This is a genomic window from Agarivorans sp. JK6, assembly GCF_045277145.1.
GTDB lineage: Bacteria > Pseudomonadota > Gammaproteobacteria > Enterobacterales > Celerinatantimonadaceae > Agarivorans > Agarivorans albus.
Genome location: NZ_CP113525.1, coordinates 1,244,448 through 1,264,596, shown reverse-complemented (window position 1 = coordinate 1,264,596; position 20,149 = coordinate 1,244,448). Strand labels below are relative to the sequence as shown.

The window sequence follows — 20,149 nt, the reverse complement described above, 5'->3', positions numbered from 1 at the left end:
CGCTCACTATTCTTTGTCGTTTAACACTATGCCAGTTTTACTAATGGTGATTAAACCTTCTTTATAAAGCTTACCAATCGCTTTTTTAAAGGTACCTTTACTTACACCAAAAATAGCAGAAATGGCTTGAGGAGTACTTTTATCACTCAAAGCCAAGTAGCCTTGCTCTTCGCGAAGCTTAGCTAAAATGGTGTCGCCAATATCAATGGCTTTTTGTATGCCAATAGGCTCTAAACTTACGTCTAGCTTTTGGTCTTCTCGTACTTTTTGAATATAACCAGTACCTGCATAACCCGCGCGAATACGCTTAAACACTTGATCGTAATACAGTACGCCCCAGTGCTTGTTATTTACCACTGCTTTGTAACCTAGCTCGGTACGCCCAGCGACCAATAACTCAACTTTGTCGCCACGCTTATATTTGTGGTCTGACTTATCGATGTAACGATCGAGCTTATTGCTGGCGGTAATGCGTTGCTCATTGTCTAAGTAGACATACACTACGTAATGACGATCAACTTCCATTGGCTGCTGTTGCTCACCAAAAGGTAAGAACAAATCTTTGTCTAGGCCCCAATCGAGGAAGATGCCAACATCGTTAATGTCCTTCACCTGCAAGTTAGCGCATTCGCCTACTTGCACCAAAGGCTTCTGTAATGTCGCTAATAGGTTACCTTGGCTATCTCGGTAAACAAATACCTCTATTTGCTGACCAATGCTTAAGTCAGCAGGCAGCTCTTTGCTTGGTAGCAAAACATCACCGAACTCGCCACCTTCTAGGTAGGCACCTAAGTCAGCCATTTCAATCACGGCTAGTTGATTAAGGCGTCCAATTTCTAGCATTTTATCTCTCTTTTCACATTCGATAAGCTCAGTATGAGCCAATGCGCGAGTATAGCATGCAAAGGCCAAGATGCACTTGGCTTAATTGGCTTAGGCTGGTTTTAAGGCGTTAACAATAGTAGAGACTTGCTGGCTTACATCCGATTCAATTTTAGTCGCTAATTTGTAGGCCGACTCTACTTGCGTTTTCACCGTGCTCATTTTGGAAGTGAAGCTACCTACATGCTCACTTTGTTCACGAATATACTCACTGGCTTGATGTGCCACTTGGGCAGAGGTTTCTGCTTGCTCACGCACCTGATGAGTGGTTTCCATTAGCTTAGATGAAATAGCCTGCTGATGTTCACTGGCTTCTTCAATTCCACCAATGTTTGACTCTAGGCTAGTCGAAGACTGTTTTAGCTGATTCAAAATACCGGTTATTTCTTCTAGTGAAGTTTGGGTGCGCATTGATAGCGTTCTAACTTCATCAGCCACCACGGCAAAACCACGGCCATGTTCACCGGCTCGGGCTGACTCAATAGCAGCATTAAGGGCGAGCAAGTTAGTTTGTTCGGCAATGCTACGAATCACATCCAAAATTGCACTTACATCAGTTACCGCTTTAACCAAGGTAGCCAGAGATTCTCGCCCTTCGGTGACCGCGGTACTGGTGCGCTTACTGGCATTCATCACCTGCTCTACATTTTGCTGCGATTCATTCATCGCGCTCTGGGTAGCGTTGGCATTGTGCTCTACGTCACTAGATACCTGATTAAGCTGCTCTGTTAATGAACGCAGTTGTTCCATCAACAATTGAGATTCGGCTACTTGGTGATCGGTTTGCTCTGAGGTTAAGTACACTTCACGTACCTGTTTAGTCACCGAATCGAGTGAATTAGATACAACAGATAGCTGCTTGTTCTTAAGCTCTTCTAAGTCTTCTTGCTTGGTCAATAGCTGGTTGAAAAAGGTAGCAATTTCGCCAATCTCGGTATTATTTCGGCGTACTTTTAATCGCTCGATACTGCCGTTCTCAACCAGTGAGGCAAAGCCATTTCGCAGTTCACGAAGCGGTTTTAATACGGTACTTTGCATCACAACTTGCATTACGATGGCAATTAGCAAAATTAAGCCCGCAACACTGTATAGTGTGATTTTAACTGTTTGAGTAACCCCATCTCGTTGCTTAATAACGCCCTGCTCTGCTTGAGATATTTGCTGGGTAAGTAACTCAATGTCGGCCACTAATGCGCTGCGTAATACCATCCGTTGTTCGATTAAAGCATTAGTCGATTGCAGCTCTCTTGGGTAGCGCTGAGTTAAACTTACTAGCTCGCTCTTTATCTCTTCGGCTAAATCGACAGCTTCTTCGGGGTCGCCTAAGGCAAACTCATCAACTTCAACTTCGCTCATCCCCCCCAACAATGGTAAAGCATCAATTGCTTTTGCATGCCTGTTTACCCGCAAAAACGCATCGTCGTAAGCAGATTTACTGTTAGCACTAGGGTCTGCAAAATAGCGGCTTCGCTGCATCGACAAGTTAACTAAAGCATTAAGTAGTTCTGTACCTTGTTGAATATAGTCACGTGAACTGGCTGCTTGCGCGCTTAAGCCGTAGTCAACGGTACTGTCTGCCCAACCAAGCATTTCACGCTCTGCATTTATCAACAAGCCTTGCTCATTACCGCTGAGTTTGCCCAGTGCTAAATAACGGTCTTGCAAGGCGCTATGTAGCTGATTTAGCAGCTCAGCCAAGCCTGGCAAATGCTGCTGATCGGAGCGCTCAACCAGTTCCAGCAGCAAACGCTCAGCTTCACTAAGCTCTAATGCGTTACCGGTATTTAAGTAATTGTTTACCTTAGCCACCAGCTGGCTATTAAATTGAGATTTAAGAGATTGATAATTTTGTAGCTGCTGATTGGAGCTCGACAACTCAACTAAAGAAAAATATAAGGCTGCAATTAACACCGCACTTACGGCAAATAATGCTATCGCAGATAGTCTAGAGAATCGTGATACTCGCATAAAAACTCCATTCGCAGATTGGCTAAAACTAGCTCTGCGGCAATCCCTAACAGGCCTATTAGGCGCTAATTTGGGCGAAGATTTTATGACTAAAATATGACAATAATATTACATTGATAACTGTGTTAAAAGTAGCAAAGCATTTGATATATAAATGAAAACCAACAATTACAGCAACTTAACTACAATGTTATCGGTATACAAAGCTGTAACTCAAAGCATTCATTTGGATCCAGAAATTGACATCGAGAGTAGCGCACATAAGCAGGCGTATCACCTAAACGGTAACCACTATTGGGCAGCCATTGCATATAAAATTTATGCAATATTGGTAACAAATCCCCATATTCTCCAGCGGCATGTAAGGTTGCATGCATGCCTTCGGGAATCGTTAAGGCACTAACTCCACCTCGGCGTACTATTGGGCCATCTACCGCTAAACAAGCGACATAGTGGCAAAGCGGCGCCGGAACAATATCAGGATTAGAATGATACAAACCCAATAGCTTATTTACTTGCCACTCCACGCCTTGACTATCAGCCCAAACTTGCAGTTTTTCATAGGCTTGGCGAATTGAACGATCGTAGCCTTGGTGCCTAACATAAGCGACTGGTTGGGCAGGCAAGCGCTGCACCTTAACCTCAGGCATTTGCAGCGCCTTGGCATTAAGGATTCGCTGTTGTAAGTCATCGCTCCAATACTGCTGGTAATTGGCTTGGCTAAACTTACTATAACCATGACTTCGCCATTGTGTAGGTGAGCAGGCAAAGTGCTTTTTAAAAGCTTGAGAAAACGACGCTGGTGACAAAAAACCACAACATTGTGATGCTTCTTGTATGGTGAGGCCTGGCGAAAACATTAATAAATTTGCACAACGCTCCAACCGCGCACGCCGAATATACTCATTGACATTTTCGCCAGTCACTTGCTTAAAACAACGATGAAAATGATAGGGGGAATACGCTGCTACCTTAGCCAGTTGCTTCGCATCTAAGGGCTCAGCGATATGTTGGTGAATATAGTACAAGGCATCGTTGATTCGATTTACCCGCATTCCATCTGTGCTTAAAGACATTCGATACCTAAAAGACCCATCACCAATTCCTCAAAATAGCACATATGGACAAGTCATTGCACATAAACGCTAAAGCATTGCCACAGCAGCTTCTGCAATGATAGTCAGCAGTTTTTATAAAGTAGGTTAATGGCCATGTTAGCGGTGAGCAAACGAGTTAAACAAACTAAACCCTCGTATATACGCAACATTTTAAAGGTGACTCAGCAAGCTGATATGCTCTCTCTTGCTGGCGGTTTACCCGATGCAGAATTGTTTCCGCTAGATATTTTAACGCAAGCAGCTGATGAGTTGGCTCAATCACCTAGCATCTTTCAATATGGTGCTACCGAAGGCTTAACTGAGCTTCGCCAATGGCTACTTGAAGAAAATGGCGCTGCAGAGGACGTATTAATTACCACAGGCTCACAACAAGCCTTGGATTTAATCGCTCGTAGTTACTTAAACCCAGGGGATAAAGTCTTGTGTGAAGCCCCTAGTTATTTAGGCGCCTTGCAGGTTTTTGATTTAGCAGAAGCCGAGATACATACCGTGATAGCAGAAGCTGACGGCCCCAATTTAGCCCAGCTAGAGCAACAGCTAGCTAACTACAAAATAAAGCTTTTTTATGCTGTGCCAGATTTTCAAAACCCTAGTGGCCAATGTTGGAGCCTTAGCAAACGAAAGGCCGTTGTTAGCCTACTAGCTAAATATAATGTCGCACTTATTGAAGATGCCCCTTACCGCCAACTTCGCTACCAAGGTCAGCCACTTCCCACGGTAAGCGAGCTGTCTAGTTATGCAGCATTTCACCTCGGCTCTTTTTCAAAAATAGCCACACCAGGCATGCGCGTGGGCTATGTAAGGGCCAAACAAACATTACTAGCACCGCTAATTAAAGTGAAACAAGCAAGCGATTTACATTCCGCTCAGCCCATGCAATTGATGCTATTAGCCACGGTTCGTCACCCTTCTTTTGCTGAGCACTTGGATAAGTTGACCAATACTTACCGAACTCGGCGAGACGACTTAGCAGAGCTTTTGCAGCAGCAACTTAGCGATGATTTAGAATTTAATGTCCCTCAAGGAGGCATGTTTATCTGGGCAAGGCTCCCCCACCACAATGCAATGTCCTTAGCAGAGGCGGCATTAAGACAAAAGGTAGCAATAGTGCCGGGTGATGAGTTTTGGCCAAGTAATCATACACCAGACTACCAAGCAATTAGACTAAACTTCACAGGCCTAACAGAGCCTCAACTGGAGCAGGCAGTATGCCGCTTAAAAAAGGCACTGCAACAGTGTTCGCCTTTCAAATAGAGCGCCTTTATTTCGCTTCAACCAACATCAACTCTTCACTAATGTGGGTGTCGATATAGCGGGCTTTTTTCTTTTCTTTTAGCTGATGTAAGTCAACCAATACCAAGCCATCAATACACTGGTTGAATTCTGGATCGACATTGAAATCGATGAACTGAACCCCACCGGCGTGACATAACTCGGTGTATTGCTTATAAAGCGTTGGCACTGCGGTACCCATTGCTGCCAACGCACTTTTTAACTGAGCAAAATCAGCTTTATAATCATCACCGCTGAAGGACATATGAATGCTGTTTTTTATTTGCTTTGCCAGCTGGTAAGGCTGACGCGAACGCGCATAGCTTTTGTTCGAAGGAAAGTAAGTTTGATAAAAGTGAATCAGCAAGTCTCTGCCAGCCTCTGGCATTGCGGCGCTAATGCTCACAGGACCAAACAAGTATCGGTAGTGAGGATTGCGCGCTAAAAATGCGCCAATACCCAGCCACAAGTAGTCTAAGCTGCGTTTGCCCCAATATTTGGGTTGCACAAAGCTGCGCCCTAACTCAATACCTGAAGCTAAAAAGTCACAGTTTTTCTCATCGTATTCGAATAGTGATTGGCTATATAGCGCGCCAATTCCCTTATCTTCGATTAAGCGTTTAGTATCGGCAAAACGATAAGCTCCGGCAATTTCAAGTTGCTCTGCGTCCCACAATATAAGATGCATATAGTTTGCGTCGTACTTATCAGTATCGGTGCGTCGACCGGTGCCTTCACCTACTGCGCGAAAGGCTAGCTCTCGGAGGCGGCCAAGTTCAGATAAAACTAAAGGTTGAGAGTTTCCATAACAAATGCAAATCTGCTTTCCATCTGGCGTCTCGCCTATTTTCTCTAACTGCTTAATCGCCTTTTTTAAGGCAAGGCGCTGCTCTGGATGAGCAATCGCAGCCTCTGTTTGGAACAGGCCTTTTTTGTTACTGCCAATACGATAAAGGTGCTTTTTGATTAACTGAGCTTGGGTGGATCGATCTAGGCCACTTAAACCAAAACTCTTTACTGGGATCTGCTCACCCACCACCATCGAGAACACTTTATTGCGATGAAAGAACAGCTCTTTTACCAATAACAAAGTGGATAAAGGTCTATACACAAAAGAGCAAAAGTAAAACAACTTGCTGTTTTTAGCCTTTACGCAAATAGGCAATAAGGGAGTGTTGGTTTTCTTGGCTATGCTCACAAAGCCCTTGGTCCACTTTCCGTCTTTTACCTTAACGCCCTTTAAACGAGAGACCTCACCGGCAGGAAAAATAATCACTGCCCCCTCTTCATCTAATAGCGCTTTAATGGCATTAAGCTGCTTACGCTGGCTATTGCCTCGCATGTTATCTACTGGCAGTAATAAATCGTCAAGTGGCTTAATGGCGGAGAGAATTTCATTGGCAACAATTTTAACGTCTTTACGTACCTGACTAACCAAGTGCAGCAAAGCAAGGCCATCTATCGAACCTATTGGATGGTTAGCTACAATAATAACTCGTCCTTCGCTAGGAATGCGCTCTCGCTCATTCTGACTAACGCGATAGCTAACATTAAGCTCGGTGAATACTTGGTCGATAAAAGCCACCCCTTTTAAGTGAGGGTGCTTTTCGCCAAAGGCTTGGAATTCTTCTTCAAACAACACTTTAGAAAAAAACCATTTAGCCAAGGAATAACGACGCGGATGCTGTGCTAGGCTGGGGTAATGTTGATTGAGTACCTGCTGTGCTGAAATCATTGCTCTCTCCCTGTATTCGCCGTTAGGCTAGAAGCAGAAGATGACAAAGAAGCAACAATTTTGTGTCAGTTGCATGACACTCCCACACGTAAAAAGTGGATAAATAACAAGGACTGTTAAGTGCAATTAGGTAGCGAAAATCCGCAAATCGTACTCTATCTCAATACCCAAATTCCCTCTCTGCCAAAGAATCATCATGATTTAAAGGGTGCTGAACTAAGCCAGGCAATTCTAGAAAACAACAATAATAATTGGCGTAAAGTGCTAACTATCTTTGCCAAGCTTTGTGCACCTGATGAAGATTGGCGAAGTTATTTGCATCAAGATTTACTGCTTAAACAGCAAATTAACTTTAAGCAGGTTTTAGTCAAATCTGCGCAAATGCACGTGGTGGCGGGAAAAGCTAACTGGCAACGATTTGACACGGCAGTTGTAGAAAAAAGTGCCATAAATCAAAAAAAATGGATTTATTTAAAGCCAAATATTTTGTTTACCCCTTACCCAGACTACCGACAATTCCCTAATAGCATGATTAGCGAATGTAGGGCGCATCTTCATCAAAGTTAAATAAAAATTTAGCTAGTCAACTGAATTATAATAAGTTTATTTTTTGAGCAGCGATATCAGAACTAAAACTAAGAGTCAATTGATAAATCCAACAAAAACAAAGCCATAGCTGATTATTACGTCCTTAGCTAGCTGTTAGGTTTAACAGTTTAAAAACAGTGCGCACTGGATTGTACTCATAGCATCATCACTAAGGGAGAGATGCTAATGGACTTTGTTAACGGCGTTGCAGAACAACTTTCACCAACTACATTTCAACACCTAAACAACTACCGTCATCAAGTGTTTGTAGAAATGCTTGGCTGGGAACTCGATACCCCTGATGGCATAGAGCAAGACCAATTTGATCGCGATGACACCGTTTATGTTATCGCTAAAAACGAACAAGACCATATTAGCGGTTGCGCTCGTTTATTGCCGACCACCAAACCTTACCTACTGGAAGAAGTATTTCCAGAGCTATTGAATGGCCTTCCCTGTCCCAAGCAACACGACGTTTGGGAACTTTCGCGCTTTGCTGCAGTAGACTTTGATAATCATAATCAAGCACCAACTCAACTTATGTCGAGTGAAGCTTTAGCCTTGCTCACCGCCTCTATTGAGTGCGCCAAAAAACAAGGTGCTAAGCGCTTAATTTCTGTCTCTCCGCTAGGTATAGAGCGAATGTTACGCAATGCAGGTTTTCGCTACCACCGTGCCGGTCCACCTAAAATTGTGAATGGCTACGCGCTATTTGCCTGCTACATAGATATTGCTTAATTCATTACCATTGGCGACTCGCGGTAGCGATTTTTTATCGCTTCCGCCGTTGTTGCTTGCCAAGCCATCACTTCAATAGCCTCTAGCAACAACTCATCATTGCGACGCGGGCTCACATCAAAGCCCTCTTCTTGCAACTGAATATTACTGCGTGGTAGGCCTTTTACTCGGCATTGCATCCGACCATTGTGCCATTGCCAATGCCAGTCCCACCCTAGGGTGATAGCGCACACATTTTCAAATAGCCATTCGGTATAGCCACTGAAAATAGCCTGTTCACTATTAAATTCTTCACTACTAATATTGTCTAAGCCAGAAATAATATGGCTAAAAGCGAGCACATTAAGCTGCTCAATTGACAACCTCACTAAACCATCACTACAGGGAACAACCTGATAGCGATGTGATTCGATTACATTCTGTACACTTGCCTGTGTTTTCATAATTTTATTTTTTAATTATTTGAGCTTCCCCTCAATGAAAGCATTGTGAGGTCTAAGCATCAATTGTCAACATTAACAGTTGCGTTATACTGGTAATTCTACGGGAAAAATGATTATGCGCAGTATTTGCATAACTAGGAGAAGATAAAGCTGTCATGGAAGCTTGGTTAGAAGAACAGTTCTGTTTGTTGGAAACCCAAGGCTCTAGTGAGGCCTTTTTCCAAGAATTATCTAAAATCACCAACGCTTTAGGGTTTGACTTTTGTGCTTATGGCTTGCGAGTTCCTTATCCCTTGTCTGCTCCTCGCACCGAAATGCTCAATAACTACCCCACCATTTGGCAACATACCTACCAAGAGAAAAACTACTTGGCGGTTGATCCTACGGTGCACCATGGGATGACGTCCCAACTACCGATTGTGTGGAGTGACCAAGTGTTCTCCCAAACGCCAGAGCTAATGGAAGACGCTCGCGCCTTTGGCCTTGAGTATGGCTGGGCGCAATCGTCTCGCCAAGCCAATGGCACAGTAGGTATGCTAACCCTAGCCCGCTCTTCTGAAATGCTCACGCCAGCCGAGCTAGTGCGTTATCGCTACCAGTTACTGTGGTTAACCCAAGTAACTCACCACGGTCTTGCATCTCGAATTACCGAAGAGAAGCTTGAGATGCCAGAATTAAGTTTACGAGAGCTAGAAATGTTGAAATGGACAGCCGACGGCAAAACTGCCGATGAAATAGCTACCATTCTCAATATCACCGCGCGTACAGTAAACTTTCACATCAGCCAGGCGATGCGTAAGTTAGACGTGGTGAATAAAACTGCCGCTACCGTAAAAGCAGCACTTATGGGGCTAATCTAAGCCCCAAAAAAAGCAGCTCAAACGTTAGAAATCAAAGTCTCAGGGCTAATATGCACTATAATCTAGCTGTCTCTCACCAGCCTTAACTAGCATGACTCTTGATTTAGATTTCCACTCTACCTTATACCTAATAGGCTTAATCGCAGTATTTGTTTTTGCGCTAACTGGCGCGCTGGCTGCGGCTAAGCGCGAGTTAGACATCCTTGCTTTTGTATTTGTTGGCATTGTCACTGGCATAGGTGGCGGAACAATTCGCGATTTATTGCTGAGAACTGATCAAATCTTCTGGATTGCCGATCCCAACTACCTCACTGTGTGTATTGTCGCTTCAGTGATGACCTACTTCTTTGCTCATTGGGTGATCAAAATTGACCGAATCTTGTTGTGGATGGATGCTGCGGGCATCGCCTTGTTTGCCGTGTTAGGTACCAGTAAGGCCTTAAGTTACGAGGTAGCGCCGCTTGTTGCTATTTTAATGGGGGTAATCAGCTCCACTCTAGGTTCTGCAATTCGCGATTTAATGATACAAGTGAAGCTGGTGATTTTTGAGCCTGAAATATACGTAACAGCGTGTTTATTGGGAAGCTTATCTTACGTAGTGCTAAGTCATTTTGGCATTAACGAGGTCTACAATATCTTGTTATCTAGTGGCGCGGCTTTTCTATTGCGAGTCCTAGCAATAGAGCTCGACTTAAGGTTTCCCAGCTTCACACTTAGTAAGCTACAAAACCGGGAAATTCGTAAACAACAACATAAGTCTTAAGCGTGTTCACCAATAGCATTCACATGGAATACATGCTCTACATTGGCAATCGCCTCTAGCAACTCGGTGGTGGCTGGTGTTGCAATGTCCATCAAGGTGTAAGCAATATCATTGCGACTCTTGTTCAGCATATCAATCACGTTGATATCCATGTCTGAGAGCAAGGCTAATACATTACTTAATACCTTGGGCACGTTATCGTTGGCAAAGGCAATACGGTAGCCCTCTGTTCTGCTTAACTTAATGTTAGGAAAGTTAACCGAATTATGAATGTTGCCATTTTCCAAGAAATCAATTAATTGGCGTGCTGCCATAACGGCGCAGTTTTGCTCGGCTTCGTTAGTGCTTGCGCCTAGGTGTGGCAAACTAAGTACCTTTGGATGTTTTAGTAAAGCAAGGCTCGGGAAATCACTAACGTATTGAGATAACTGCTGTTTGGCTAAGGCGGTAAGCAAGGCATCTTCGTCTACAATGCTGCCTCGCGCAAAGTTGAGTAACACTGCACCTTGTTTAATAGATGCTAAGTTATCGCTATTAATTAAGCCTTGGGTATGTTTGTTAGCAGGCACATGAATAGTGACATAATCACTCGCAGCTAAAAGATCTTTTAGCTCATCAGCACACTCAACTTCTGAAGATAAGCGCCAAGCTGCTTGCACACTCAGTGCAGGGTCAAAACCAACCACCTTCATGCCTAAACCAAGAGCAGCATGAGCCACCTCGGCACCAATAGCACCTAAGCCAACTACTCCTAGCGTTTTACCGGTAAGTTCAGAGCCAACAAACCCTTTTTTCTCGGCTTCAACTTTAAGCTGCAGTGCTTTTGCGTCCATATCTTCGCTCAAGCCTTCAATAAAGCTTAAACCGGCGGCGATGTTACGCGCACTTAGTAGCATTCCCCCCAAGACTAACTCTTTTACGGCATTGGCATTGGCGCCAGGCGTATTAAACACAACGATGCCCTGCTCACTGCAACGCTGGATGGGAATATTATTTACCCCCGCACCACAACGCGCTAAGGCTTTAACTTCACTTGGAAAATCGTAGTCATGCAAATTAGCGCTGCGGAGCATAATGGCATCTGGTGCCTCCTGCCCTTCAGCTACTTGGTAGCGCTCCTTAAAACATGCCAAGCCTTGTTGGTGAATATTATTAATGGTCCGAATATTCGGCATACAGCTTCTCCCTAAACAACAATTACGGTGTTTTCGTGACAAACTGCAGCACGAAAATAGAATATTAAAATCTTTACAAACTTATAGGCACACCTGCTTATAAGCCCAAGCTAACCAAGGCATAAAGCGCTCTAGATCTTCTTTCTCAACAGTGGCGCCACACCAAATGCGCAAGCCTGCAGGAGCATCTCGGTAAGCACCTATGTCAAAAGCAACCTGCTCTTGGTCTAACAGACCGATAATGGTTTTAACCTGTTCAGCTGACGCATCTAGAGTTAAACAAACACTGGTATTTGATAAGGTTTCAGGCTGCTTAGCCAAGAAGTTGATCCACGCGTTATCGGCAACAAACTGTTTTATGACTTCGAGGTTTTGTTGGGATTTGCTGATGCTTGCCGAGACTCCGCCCAACGATTGAACCCATTTGAGGGCGTCGATATAGTCCGCCACACATAACATCGACGGCGTGTTAATCGTTTCGCCTTTGAATATACCTTCAATGAGTTTCCCTCCTTGGGTTAATCGAAATACTTTAGGCATTGGCCAGCTTGGTTGGTGGCTCTCTAATCGTGCTACTGCTCGTGGGCTAAGAATAATCACCCCGTGAGCACCCTCACCGCCCAGAGCCTTTTGCCAGCTGTAAGTCACAACATCAAGCTTTTCCCAAGGCATGGGCATGGCAAATACTGCGGAAGTGGCATCACAAATAGTTAAACCACTGCGTTGCGAGCTTATCCAATCACCATTTGGCACAGCTACACCAGAGGTGGTGCCGTTCCAAGTAAAAATACAATCATTATCAGGGTTAGCTTGGTTCATGTCTGGTAGCAGGCCGTAATCACTGCTGTAGTGATTAACCTGCTCAAGCTTTAGCTGCTTGCTCACGTCGGTGAACCACCCTTTGCCAAACGACTCCCAACTAAAAATATCTAAAGGCTTAGGGCCTAATAGCGACCACATCACCATTTCCATAGCCCCCGTGTCAGAGCCTGGAACAATGCCCACTCGGTAACCTTCCGGTAACTCCAATAATTGCTCGGTAAGTTGAATCGCTTCGCCTAGTTGAGCTTTACCAATTTTACTGCGATGAGAGCGACCAAGCGCATCAATGTTCAGCTGGCTAAGCGCGTAGCCCGGACGTTTTGCACAAGGCCCAGATGAAAAGTTTGGGCAATTGGGTTTTAACTGCGGTTTCATTAACGATCCTTGTAAGTAGCTGCCTAACTAGGCAATTGAATAATAACTAAAAGCAGTATATGCGAGAGAGCTAGACCATAAAATGACCTGACACCAATTTTAAACGCAGGCGAAAACTTCAATACAAACAAAGGTAAATAGTCTAATTATCAAGATAATTGCAGAGCATATATAGTGGTGAGCAACGCTTAAAACTAAATAGAGATACTAATCCACCATATAACACTAAGGCCCAAATCCTTGACTTCATTTAAGACCTAAAGCTGGGTAGTATTTAACTAAGTCTCAATCTCAAAAAGCGAACATAGCTTGCCAGCCCTTACTTATTGCCCTCAATGTTCCAGTACTACATTCAAGCAAGTCGATGTTAAACAATGGGCTTGCGAACAATGCCAATTTAGCTACTTTCACAATATGGCCTCTACTGCTGGCGCCTTACTCATTTATAAAGGAGAACTATTACTGGTAGAGCGCGCCATTGATCCGCAAAAAGGCTACTGGGACTTACCGGGTGGATTCATCGAATATGGTGAAAGCTTAGAGCAGGGCTTACAACGAGAGTTAAATGAAGAACTTGGGCTTGAACTAGCCACCGAAAAATTTAGCTACTTTGGCTCATTTGCTAATCAATATACCTACAACCAAGTGCTTTATCATACTTGCGACAGCTTTTTTGTTTACTTGCTAGACAGCAAAATATCACCACAAGCAAGAGATGATGTGGCAGGCTGGCAATGGCACAATCTAAAAAACCTTCCTTTAGACAAAATAGCTTTTACCTCCGTAAAGCAAGGACTTAAACAGCTTTCTCAACAAACCATCAACCCTATTTACAAATAAATCACATAAAGTTGATGTAGAACATACCCTCTTAACCATAATTTTACTATGGTTAATTTGCTCAAAAAGCGAACAACAAGAACTTCTAGCAGGAAGCAAAAAGAGGGTACAAATATGGATAACCATCCCCGTAGTTCTAGTGTTATTACCGCAATACTCACCTTGGCAGCGGCGCTGTGTTTAATACTGTCATTTTCAAGTAATGCGGAACCCAAAGCCTTAGTGCTAAAACCATTCAAGCAGCTCAGCCAAGAAAGCGCCGAGTGTGCCGGATGTCACAAAGACAAAAACCCATCAATTTATGCACAATGGGGCCGTTCGAAACACTACGGGGCCAACGTAGGGTGCTACGAATGTCACCAAGCAAACCCTGAAGACAAAGACGCCATCACTCACGAAGGCCACACCATTTCGGTGATTGTTTCACCTACCGATTGTGCTAATTGCCATACTCAAGAAGTTGACGAGTTCGCTAAAAGCCACCACGCAAAAGCTGGGCAGATCATTGGTTCGCTAGATAACTTCCTCGCAGAGGTAGTGGAAGGAGCACTCACCTTTAATGGCCAGTCTCCCGCTGCGGTTAATGGCTGCTGGCAGTGTCACGGTTCAGAGGTGAAAGTGCTTGAAAACGGTGATTTAGACCCCACTACGTGGCCCAACACCGGCATTGGACGAATTAACCCAGATGGCTCGGTTGGCGCTTGTACAGCTTGTCACCAACGCCACGAATTCTCGATGGTGCAAGCTCGCAGACCAGAAGCCTGTGGTAAGTGTCACCTAGGTCCAGACCACCCTCAAAAAGAGGTTTACGAAGAGTCTAAACACGGCATTAACTTCTACGCCAACGTTGATCGGATGAATCTGGACTCGGCCAAGTGGATTGTTGGTGAAGATTACGACGCCGCGCCAACCTGTGCCACTTGTCATATGTCAGCTACTCGCGAGCTGCCTGTTACCCATGATGTTGGCAACCGCATTTCATGGACATTGCGCCCAGCAATCTCGGAAAAAATTGATGCTAAAGCAAAGGCTCAAGGTAAAGAAGTTAAGTCTTGGGAAGCGCGCCGCAACGACATGAAGAACGTCTGTGAGTCTTGCCATACTAAGTCGATGATCGACAATTTCTACCAGCAATTTGATTCACTGGTTGTTTTATACAACGACAAATTTGCCCGTCCAGGTAAAGACTTAATGGATGTGTTAAAGAGTGAAAAAATGCTAACCGAAACAGGCTTTGATGAAGAGATAGAATGGACCTGGTTCTACTTATGGCACCACGAAGGACGCAGAGCTCGTCACGGCGCTGCCATGCAAGCACCAGACTACGTGCAGTGGCACGGCATGTATGAAGTCGCAGAACGCTTCTACATAGAGTTAGTTCCACAGTTCCTAGAAGTGGTAGAAAAAGCCGAACACAACGGCAATATCGAAGGTGCAGAAAAAGCCCGCGCTGTTCTTGCCGAAATACTCGATCGCCCAGAGCACGCTTGGTTTAGTGGCAACGAACCAGAAGAAGTGAAAAAAGCCAGAAAAGAAGCACAAGCGGCCTTTAAAGCCCGTTACTTAAGCGAAAGCAAATAGCCACCGATGGGAGCTGTAATGCTCCCCTCTTTTAAAAGAGGATGCTGATATGACAAATAACCAGCAGAAGACTCGGTGGCAAAAGCTATGGGCTTGGCTTAAAAAGCCACTCATTGTTGGAATACCCATTGGTGTATTTGTATTAGTGTTAGGCTTAGCAACAGTGCAAGGCAGCTTAGTACTATCCAGTACTAACGAGTTTTGTTTTAGTTGCCACCTTAAAATGGACACTATTGTGCAAGAGTACAAGGCATCGAGTCACTACGGCGACGGCAGCAACATCGCCGCCACCTGTGCCGACTGCCACGTACCACACCCATACTTTGAAATGCTACAGGTAAAAATTGCCGCCACCGCCGATATTTATCACATGATGGTAGGCACCATAACCAAGGAGAATTTCGAAGAGCACCGGCCAGCCCTTGCTGAAACCGTTTGGCGTGATATGCAAGCCAATGACTCGGCCAACTGCCGACACTGCCACCAAGGTGACAACTTTGATTTAAGCAAACAACCACAGCGTGCGCGATTAAATCACCAGCAAATAGCCGCCCGTGGAGAAACCTGCGTAGACTGCCACCAAGGCTTAACCCACAAGCGGATAGTAATCGAATAAGACCTTTACTATTAAATATAAAGTCTTCAAAGTAACTGCTTTGAAGACTTTTGTTTTTCTACCCTTTACTCATCCGACCTCTCATGTTAAAAACTTGTAAAAAACCACTAAGTAAATTATGAATCACTACTTTCGCCTATTAAGCATGTTTATCCGCCATTGGTTTAGTGCCAAAACTCACCTAGATCCCACGGGAGATTTTGTTATTAAGCTACGTGCCTTACCCTTTGATTGCGATGCCAACATGCACCTTACTAACTCTCGCTATTTTAGCTTTGGTGATTTAGGGCGCATCGATATGATGTTAAAAACCAAACTGGGCTCGGTGGCACTTAAAAAGCGCTGGTTAGGCGTAGTGAATGCACAGTCGGTAACTTATATTCGCCCGATTAAGCCTATGGCCAAAGTGGAGTTACACAGCAAGCTATTAGGCTGGGATGAAAAATATTGGTATTTTGAACACCGCTTTATTGGTAACAATACGTTGTACGCCACCATCTTAGTGCGCGGAGTATTTTTAAAAGGTAAAAAGCCAGTGCCAATGAGCGAGCTACTGTCGTTGGTGGACCATGACCATCCTTCTCCAGAGTTACCAATGCGGGTAGCTCACTGGAAGCAACTACTGTCGACTAAAAAGCAAGAATCTCCAGTGCTAAGCTAAATGTCTTGCTTTGCTGGAAATCTGTAAGCGATAAAATATCCGCTAGTGGGTAATCAAAAAGTCGTTCTATCTGCCATAATTTAGATAGAACGGCGGCTTGGTATACCCATGAATAAACACCCAAAGCCTATTTGGCTTACTGCTTTATTAATTCTCTTTGTTAGCTACATGGGCTTCACCCAAGCCCAAACCATTACCTTGGCCACCAGCAAATCCATTCCGCCTTACATCATCAAAGATCAACAGTCTGGCATTCAGCTAGATATTATTAAGCAAGCTTTTAGCAATGCTGGCTATCAAGTAAAGCAGGTTATTTTCACTTCTAATTTACGCGCAGAACGGATGCTAGAACAAAATGCCGTAGACGCCATTGTAAATGCCCCCAACAACGGCACACACGCTCACCTATCAGAACCTGTTATCTTCTATCAAAATGTTGCTATTAGCCTGTCTGTTCGTCAGCTAGACATCCAATCCATTGATGACTTAACTAAGTTTCGCTTAATGGCTTTTCAAAATGCCAAAAAGTACCTTGGTGAACACTTTGCCAAAGCAACTGAGCAAGCTAAATTCTATACCGAGGTGGCTAACCAAAGTGCCCAATTAGAGCGTTTATACCGCGGACAAGTGGATGTGATTGTTTTAGATAAGCGGATATTCCACTATTTAAATCAGCAACTTATTGCCAAGCAACGTCCTACAGCGCCAGTGACCAAGCACCTTATTTTTCCAGAATCACCGCGGCTATTGGGCTTTCATGACCCGGAGCTTCGCGACAAATTTAACGCAGGTCTAAAACAGTTAAACGATCAAAAAGTAAAGCATTCGGAATGAACTAACTGGCTAAACCAGTGAAAACAGCCATTTTGTGTTACAAATTAGATCAAGCAGCTATTTTTGATAGTTTTTACAAGAATAACTGGGCTTAACACTGATAACAAAAAATTAACAGCCCACTAATTGAGCAGCTTTAAAATAGTAGCAATGCCCACTTATTCAGGCCTACTTGCTGTTTAAGATCACTTTTTAGAAAAATCATCTTTTTTTTACTTAGCGAATAAAAGATTTAAGCCAAAACTGTCATAAATGACAGTTACATTCAGCATGAAAACGCTATCATAGACTTTCTATTACGCCCACGAGGAAATTTTCGATATGTCCGAAAACCGCTATTCCCACACTTCCAGTAATCGCTTAGTGAGACGTTCAGTTGCTTTGGTTCTTGCTGGAGGAAAAGGCACTCGTTTAAAAGAGTTAACCAACAAGGTTGCCAAGCCAGCTGTTTCTTTTGGTGGCAAATATAGAATTATTGATTTCACCCTATCAAACTGTATCAATTCAGGGGTGCGAAACATTGGGGTACTTACGCAATACATGGCGCATGATTTGATAATGCACCTACAGTCAGGCTGGCAAATTCTTAATCCCGCCTTAAATGAGCGAGTATCAATTATTCCTGCTCAACAACGAACTGGCGAAAACTGGTATCGTGGAACGGCTGACGCGGTATATCAAAACCTCGATATCATTGACCATGAACATTATGACCGGGTGCTGATTCTAGGTGGCGACCATATCTACAAAATGGACTACTCTCGCATGATTAACTTCCATGCAGAGAACGATGCCGATGTTACCGTAGCTTGTATTCGTAAACCCTTATCTCAAGCCTCCTCTTTTGGCGTAATGGGCTTGGATGACCAAGGTAGAATCGTCGACTTTGAAGAAAAACCCGACCACCCTAAATCTGACCCCAACAACCCTGAAAAAGCGCTCGTGTCTATGGGCATATACATCTTCAACATGGACGTATTAGACGATGAGCTGCGTAAGGGTTTATTAAAACCAGGCTACTCTCACGACTTTGGCCACAATGTTATTCCTAGTATGCTAAAAAACCGCAAGGTTTACGGCTACGTGTTTGCTGACAAAGGCCACCCAGGACGTACCGCTTACTGGCGTGATGTGGGTGATATTGATGAGTACTTTGCAGCAAACATGGACTTGGTTGACCCTAACCCAGAGCTAGACTTATACGATCGTGATTGGCCAATTATTACCGATCAAAAACAACGCCCCGGCGCTAAGTTTGTATTTAATGAAGAAAACCGCAGAGGCTATGCCACCGACTCTTTGCTTTCAGCAGGCACCATAGTATCGGGGGCTAAAGTGCATCGCTCGTTGTTATCTTTAGATGTGCGGGTCGAAGAGCACTCTGAGCTAGAGCAGGTAATTGCGCTTAATGGCTGCAGTATTGGCAAAAAATGTAAGATTCGAAAGGCAATTATTGCTGAAGACTGTGTCGTACCAGATGGCACCGTAATTGGCTATGATGAAGCCGAAGATAAGCGCCGTTTTACCGTATCGGCCGGCGGCGTTATTTTAGTCTCTTGTGAAATGCTAAGTTGATTCAAAAGGGGCTAGCTTGCTAGCCCTTTATTCTACCAACAAAGTATCGTCTGCCACCTTACAATCCACTAACAACACCAAGTCTTTAGTTAAGTAGGTACTAAAGGTTTTACACATTTCTTTACTGCTAGAATCTCGATAGATTTTCGACAAAATTAGTTGTTGTGGCTTTACCGAATCCAAGGCGATTAAGGCGTGAAAATAGGGTCTAAAGCTCCAGTTAAAGCCGACAAAGTTGTCATCCTCTTCGATACCTAAGCCGGTCACTTCAAAGTTAGGAGAGACTTGAGTGCCATCAATACGGCACAAAAAGTATCGCAATATGCCCACACTCGCTAGCTGCTGCTCAAGACTTAAGGCATTGCCGCCATTTTGCAATTGGTGTTTAAGTGCCAGCACCGTGGTTTTTACCGAAACATTGTGTTTTACCGTTGCTAAAGAGCGCTGACTCTTACGCTTTAAATAACTGGCTAATAGGGTTTTAACTTTAGCTTGGCTAGATTGGGCAGATAGAAACTCCTTCTCGGCTTTATAAAACAACCAGCCCTGCATGTATCGCGCTCCGCACTCTACACCAAAGTGAAATTCCTGCTCGGTTTCCACGCCTTCACAAATCAGTTCACAGCCCGCACGCTGTACTAGCTCAGAAATAGACAACACCACATCTGCGGGCAAGCCTCCTTTGGTGGCGTCTTTAAACAAACGCATATCTAACTTAATGATATCTGGTTCGAGTGCGATAATTCGATCGATTTGTGAAGCCCCAGCGCCAAAGTCGTCAATCGCCACTTTTAAGCCAGCTTGATGGTACTCTTTCACCACTCGCTGCAAATTATCGATGTTGCCGCTGGCCTCGGTGATTTCCATCACTACCCTGCTAGGGTCAATGCCAATTTTTTCGATCATCGAAATGGTGGGGGTGCAAATATCTTCAGTTAGCATGTCGACCCAGTCGGGCACAATGTTTAAGGTAAGAAAACCCTCTTGCTGAGATTTTGCAAACTGCTCTAAAGCCTGCTGTCTAACATAACGGTCTACTTGGCGACGGTTGCTCAAAGAATACTGATGATCGGCAAACAGCTCTCCTGCGCTGGTAGGCTCTCCTGCGGGATTATTTCGGCGCGCCAAAGCTTCGTAACCGGCTATTTCCCCAGTAGGTAAATAAACAATCGGTTGATAATGTGGAAAGTAGCTAAGCGGGTTGAGTTGTGTCCGCTTAGCTGCCAATAAAGCTTGATGTAAGCTCACCACTTTTGAAGGGTTCTTAGTCAACGCTTGTGTTGTCCATATCAATACTACCAGT

General features: G+C 44.2%; 19 protein-coding genes. 11 read left to right on the top strand and 8 right to left on the bottom strand.

Annotated elements, in window-relative coordinates:
• Positions 1-6: 6 nt before the first annotated feature.
• From OV592_RS05960 to OV592_RS05950, 3 genes are all read right to left on the bottom strand, one after another.
• Entirely contained in the window at positions 7-843 is an 837-nt protein-coding gene (locus tag OV592_RS05960) for a S1 RNA-binding domain-containing protein (RefSeq protein ID WP_152781837.1), read from the bottom strand.
• Positions 844-933: 90 nt separating this feature from the next.
• Positions 934-2,850: a methyl-accepting chemotaxis protein gene (locus tag OV592_RS05955; RefSeq protein WP_406610749.1), complete on the bottom strand. Its 1,917-nt coding sequence runs from the start codon at positions 2,848-2,850 to the stop codon at positions 934-936.
• A 182-nt stretch (positions 2,851-3,032) separates the two neighbouring features.
• A complete protein-coding gene (locus OV592_RS05950) occupies positions 3,033-3,926 on the bottom strand; it encodes a GyrI-like domain-containing protein (protein ID WP_406610748.1) in 894 nt (297 codons plus the stop codon).
• 129 nt (positions 3,927-4,055) lie between these two features.
• On the opposite strand from OV592_RS05950, the gene OV592_RS05945 reads away from it, so the two are divergent.
• Complete coding sequence (locus OV592_RS05945) at positions 4,056-5,222, top strand: PLP-dependent aminotransferase family protein (protein ID WP_406610747.1); 1,167 nt, start codon at positions 4,056-4,058, stop codon at positions 5,220-5,222.
• A gap of 7 nt (positions 5,223-5,229) precedes the next feature.
• Here OV592_RS05945 and OV592_RS05940 read toward each other — a convergent pair whose 3' ends face one another.
• The gene (locus OV592_RS05940) at positions 5,230-6,975 is read right to left on the bottom strand and encodes a lysophospholipid acyltransferase family protein (RefSeq protein ID WP_406610746.1); all 1,746 of its coding nucleotides are present in this window, start codon (positions 6,973-6,975) and stop codon (positions 5,230-5,232) included.
• 120 nt (positions 6,976-7,095) lie between these two features.
• Between OV592_RS05940 and OV592_RS05935 the strand changes: the two genes are divergently transcribed.
• The gene (locus OV592_RS05935; protein WP_406610745.1) at positions 7,096-7,542 is read left to right on the top strand and encodes a DUF6942 family protein; all 447 of its coding nucleotides are present in this window, start codon (positions 7,096-7,098) and stop codon (positions 7,540-7,542) included.
• Between the two features lie 207 nt (positions 7,543-7,749).
• Positions 7,750-8,301 carry an acyl-homoserine-lactone synthase gene (locus tag OV592_RS05930; protein WP_016402655.1) on the top strand — a complete coding sequence of 184 codons (552 nt, stop codon included), beginning with the start codon at positions 7,750-7,752 and terminating at the stop codon, positions 8,299-8,301.
• Here the strand turns inward: OV592_RS05930 and OV592_RS05925 are convergent.
• Complete coding sequence (locus OV592_RS05925) at positions 8,298-8,744, bottom strand: DUF4902 domain-containing protein (protein ID WP_406610744.1); 447 nt, start codon at positions 8,742-8,744, stop codon at positions 8,298-8,300. The genes OV592_RS05930 and OV592_RS05925 overlap by 4 nt on opposite strands.
• A gap of 155 nt (positions 8,745-8,899) precedes the next feature.
• Between OV592_RS05925 and OV592_RS05920 the strand changes: the two genes are divergently transcribed.
• Positions 8,900-9,604, top strand: coding sequence for an autoinducer binding domain-containing protein (locus OV592_RS05920; protein WP_016402653.1), 705 nt, complete (start codon positions 8,900-8,902; stop codon positions 9,602-9,604).
• Between the two features lie 91 nt (positions 9,605-9,695).
• The gene (locus OV592_RS05915) at positions 9,696-10,367 is read left to right on the top strand and encodes a trimeric intracellular cation channel family protein (RefSeq protein WP_338624750.1); all 672 of its coding nucleotides are present in this window, start codon (positions 9,696-9,698) and stop codon (positions 10,365-10,367) included.
• Here OV592_RS05915 and OV592_RS05910 read toward each other — a convergent pair.
• Together OV592_RS05910 and OV592_RS05905 are read right to left on the bottom strand one after the other, a co-directional pair.
• The gene (locus OV592_RS05910; RefSeq protein WP_016402651.1) at positions 10,364-11,542 is read right to left on the bottom strand and encodes a 3-phosphoglycerate dehydrogenase family protein; all 1,179 of its coding nucleotides are present in this window, start codon (positions 11,540-11,542) and stop codon (positions 10,364-10,366) included. The genes OV592_RS05915 and OV592_RS05910 overlap by 4 nt on opposite strands.
• A gap of 81 nt (positions 11,543-11,623) precedes the next feature.
• Positions 11,624-12,739 carry a phosphoserine transaminase gene (locus tag OV592_RS05905; RefSeq protein ID WP_406610743.1) on the bottom strand — a complete coding sequence of 372 codons (1,116 nt, stop codon included), beginning with the start codon at positions 12,737-12,739 and terminating at the stop codon, positions 11,624-11,626.
• A gap of 309 nt (positions 12,740-13,048) precedes the next feature.
• Between OV592_RS05905 and OV592_RS05900 the strand changes: the two genes are divergently transcribed.
• The 6 genes from OV592_RS05900 (at position 13,049) to glgC (ending at position 18,846) form a co-directional block, all read left to right on the top strand.
• On the top strand, positions 13,049-13,579 hold the full coding sequence (locus OV592_RS05900) for an NUDIX domain-containing protein (RefSeq protein WP_406610742.1): 531 nt from the start codon (positions 13,049-13,051) through the stop codon (positions 13,577-13,579).
• 114 nt (positions 13,580-13,693) lie between these two features.
• Positions 13,694-15,160 (top strand): multiheme c-type cytochrome, encoded by a 1,467-nt coding sequence (locus OV592_RS05895; protein ID WP_406610741.1) that lies wholly within the window; start codon positions 13,694-13,696, stop codon positions 15,158-15,160.
• 49 nt (positions 15,161-15,209) lie between these two features.
• On the top strand, positions 15,210-15,776 hold the full coding sequence (locus tag OV592_RS05890; RefSeq protein WP_016402646.1) for a NapC/NirT family cytochrome c: 567 nt from the start codon (positions 15,210-15,212) through the stop codon (positions 15,774-15,776).
• Positions 15,777-15,894: 118 nt separating this feature from the next.
• Positions 15,895-16,437: an acyl-CoA thioesterase gene (locus tag OV592_RS05885; RefSeq protein WP_016402645.1), complete on the top strand. Its 543-nt coding sequence runs from the start codon at positions 15,895-15,897 to the stop codon at positions 16,435-16,437.
• A gap of 108 nt (positions 16,438-16,545) precedes the next feature.
• Entirely contained in the window at positions 16,546-17,271 is a 726-nt protein-coding gene (locus tag OV592_RS05880; RefSeq protein WP_406610740.1) for a substrate-binding periplasmic protein, read from the top strand.
• A gap of 321 nt (positions 17,272-17,592) precedes the next feature.
• Positions 17,593-18,846, top strand: coding sequence for a glucose-1-phosphate adenylyltransferase (gene glgC, locus OV592_RS05875; RefSeq protein ID WP_016402643.1), 1,254 nt, complete (start codon positions 17,593-17,595; stop codon positions 18,844-18,846).
• A 27-nt stretch (positions 18,847-18,873) separates the two neighbouring features.
• Here glgC and OV592_RS05870 read toward each other — a convergent pair whose 3' ends face one another.
• A complete protein-coding gene (locus OV592_RS05870) occupies positions 18,874-20,118 on the bottom strand; it encodes an EAL domain-containing protein (RefSeq protein WP_406610739.1) in 1,245 nt (414 codons plus the stop codon).
• Positions 20,119-20,149 lie beyond the last annotated feature (31 nt).

Bases quoted from the DNA above. Each gene is read 5' to 3' on its own strand.
- OV592_RS05960 (WP_152781837.1), bottom strand. From the start codon at position 843: ATGCTAGAAATTGGACGCCTTAATCAACTAGCCGTGATTGAAATGGCT.
- OV592_RS05955 (WP_406610749.1), bottom strand. From the start codon at position 2,850: ATGCGAGTATCACGATTCTCTAGACTATCTGCGATAGCATTATTTGCC.
- OV592_RS05950 (WP_406610748.1), bottom strand. From the start codon at position 3,926: ATGTCTTTAAGCACAGATGGAATGCGGGTAAATCGAATCAACGATGCC.
- OV592_RS05945 (WP_406610747.1), top strand. From the start codon at position 4,056: ATGGCCATGTTAGCGGTGAGCAAACGAGTTAAACAAACTAAACCCTCG.
- OV592_RS05940 (WP_406610746.1), bottom strand. From the start codon at position 6,975: ATGATTTCAGCACAGCAGGTACTCAATCAACATTACCCCAGCCTAGCA.
- OV592_RS05930 (WP_016402655.1), top strand. From the start codon at position 7,750: ATGGACTTTGTTAACGGCGTTGCAGAACAACTTTCACCAACTACATTT.
- OV592_RS05925 (WP_406610744.1), bottom strand. From the start codon at position 8,744: ATGAAAACACAGGCAAGTGTACAGAATGTAATCGAATCACATCGCTAT.
- OV592_RS05920 (WP_016402653.1), top strand. From the start codon at position 8,900: ATGGAAGCTTGGTTAGAAGAACAGTTCTGTTTGTTGGAAACCCAAGGC.
- OV592_RS05915 (WP_338624750.1), top strand. From the start codon at position 9,696: ATGACTCTTGATTTAGATTTCCACTCTACCTTATACCTAATAGGCTTA.
- OV592_RS05910 (WP_016402651.1), bottom strand. From the start codon at position 11,542: ATGCCGAATATTCGGACCATTAATAATATTCACCAACAAGGCTTGGCA.
- OV592_RS05905 (WP_406610743.1), bottom strand. From the start codon at position 12,739: ATGAAACCGCAGTTAAAACCCAATTGCCCAAACTTTTCATCTGGGCCT.
- OV592_RS05895 (WP_406610741.1), top strand. From the start codon at position 13,694: ATGGATAACCATCCCCGTAGTTCTAGTGTTATTACCGCAATACTCACC.
- OV592_RS05890 (WP_016402646.1), top strand. From the start codon at position 15,210: ATGACAAATAACCAGCAGAAGACTCGGTGGCAAAAGCTATGGGCTTGG.
- OV592_RS05885 (WP_016402645.1), top strand. From the start codon at position 15,895: ATGAATCACTACTTTCGCCTATTAAGCATGTTTATCCGCCATTGGTTT.
- OV592_RS05880 (WP_406610740.1), top strand. From the start codon at position 16,546: ATGAATAAACACCCAAAGCCTATTTGGCTTACTGCTTTATTAATTCTC.
- glgC (WP_016402643.1), top strand. From the start codon at position 17,593: ATGTCCGAAAACCGCTATTCCCACACTTCCAGTAATCGCTTAGTGAGA.